Source organism: Haladaptatus sp. (assembly GCF_049589095.1).
Taxonomy (GTDB): domain Archaea; phylum Halobacteriota; class Halobacteria; order Halobacteriales; family Haladaptataceae; genus Haladaptatus.
In genome coordinates this window covers 1-1,656 of the sequence record NZ_JBAWAC010000151.1, presented here as the reverse complement: position 1 = coordinate 1,656, position 1,656 = coordinate 1, and the positions used below count along the sequence as shown (strand labels likewise).

At 60.5% G+C, this 1,656-nt stretch carries 2 protein-coding genes; both read left to right on the top strand.

The features are described from left to right. Nucleotides 1-73: 73 nt before the first annotated feature. Complete coding sequence (locus WBV42_RS05220) at nucleotides 74-1,072, top strand: ABC transporter permease (protein WP_423985084.1); 999 nt, start codon at nucleotides 74-76, stop codon at nucleotides 1,070-1,072. Between the two features lies 1 nt (nucleotide 1,073). Then, on the top strand, nucleotides 1,074-1,656 hold a 583-nt coding region (locus WBV42_RS05215; protein ID WP_423985083.1), incomplete at its 3' end, for an ABC transporter permease.

Here is a 1,656-nt window from a genome sequence, read left to right as displayed (position 1 = left end):
GCAGTACACCAACGCTTCCATCGGGAAGCAGTAACGCGACACCCCCTTTCGATACGATTCAACGACAATACACATGGGAATTCTTCGCTATACGATTCGACGCTTACTACAGGCCATTCCGGTACTGCTCGGCATCGTGACGATCACGTTCCTTTTGACGAACGCGATTCCGGGCGACCCCGTTCAGATCATGCTCGGGCCATCGCCGAGCGCCGAGATGGTCGACCAGATACGCGCCCAGTACGGATTGAACCAGCCGCTTCCGGTGCGTTACGTCAACTACCTCACCTCCGTCGCACAGGGGAACCTCGGCGAGAGCATCTACTACCGAACTCCGGTGACGACGAAGATAATGCAGCGGCTTCCGGTGACGCTTCTGCTCATGCTGTCGAGCTTCATCTTCGCGCTGGTCGTGGCGATTCCGCTCGGCATCATCTCCGCGAATCGACGCAACCAGCCGACCGATCACGCCACGCGTATCGCCGCACTCATCGGCGTCAGCACGCCTGACTTCTGGATCGGCCTGATGCTCATCATCGTCTTCGCCTACTATCTGAAATGGTTACCTGCGACGGGTCTCGTCCTTCCATGGGCGAACCCGAGTTCGGTCGAACACGCGTCCTCACGTCTGGACGTGCTCTGGCAGACGTGCACGCATCTGTTGCTCCCGGCGATAACGCTCGGAACGCTCCAGATGGCCGCAGTCATGCGTATCGAGCGCTCCTCGATGCTCGAAGTGCTCCAACAGGAGTACGTGAAGTTGGCGCGCGCCTACGGCGTCGCGGAGGGCAAAATCGTCCGGAAACACGCGTTTCGGAACGCCCAACTGCCGGTCATCACGGTTGTCGGGCTACAGCTTACCTCCGCGCTCGGCGGGGCGGTGCTGACCGAGACGGTGTTCAACATCAATGGAATGGGGCGGCTCATTATCACGGCGGTCAACAATCAGGATTATCCGCTGATCATGGGGACGACGATCTTCTTCGGTTTGACGTTCGTCGTCGGTGTCGTTCTCACCGACATCTCCTACGCGTACATCGACCCACGAGTGAGTTACGACGAGGTGGACTGACATGGCAACTGGAGAAACAAGCACGGAAAACATCCGCACAACACAGCGAACCGAGGAGCAAGAGAGCGAGACGAAAGTCGAGGCCCGCGTCGGCTGGCGGTACACGGTCGAACAGGTTCGACGGGACACCACCGCGAGGATCGGCCTCTACATCATCGGGTTCATCCTGTTTCTCGCGGCGTTCGCGTGGATCGACGCGAAGCTGTTCAACTACGCCATCGTGAGCAGCTTCTGGCACAACCCGCTCAACGACCCGACGAGCGCCAAGATTCTGCGTCCCCCGATGGGAACGAGCAACGTCTTCGGGAAGGGGCTGGCACAGTACCCGCTCGGGACGGACCACCGCGGCCGGGACATCCTCGTTCGACTCGTCTACGGTTCGCGCATCGCCATGCAGGTCGGCATCGTCTCGACCGGCTTCGGGCTCATCTGCGGAACGCTCCTCGGCGCGGTCGCGGGCTACCACGGCGGATGGACCGACGACGTACTGATGCGGTTCGCGGAGACCCTGTACGCGATTCCGTTCCTCGTGCTGGTCATCGCGTTCATGGCCGCATTCGGTCGCGACCTGACCTTCGCGATGA

What these genes read in the sequence shown, in the direction of transcription:
- WBV42_RS05220 (WP_423985084.1), top strand. Translation starts at nt 74, where the DNA reads ATGGGAATTCTTCGCTATACGATTCGACGCTTACTACAGGCCATTCCG.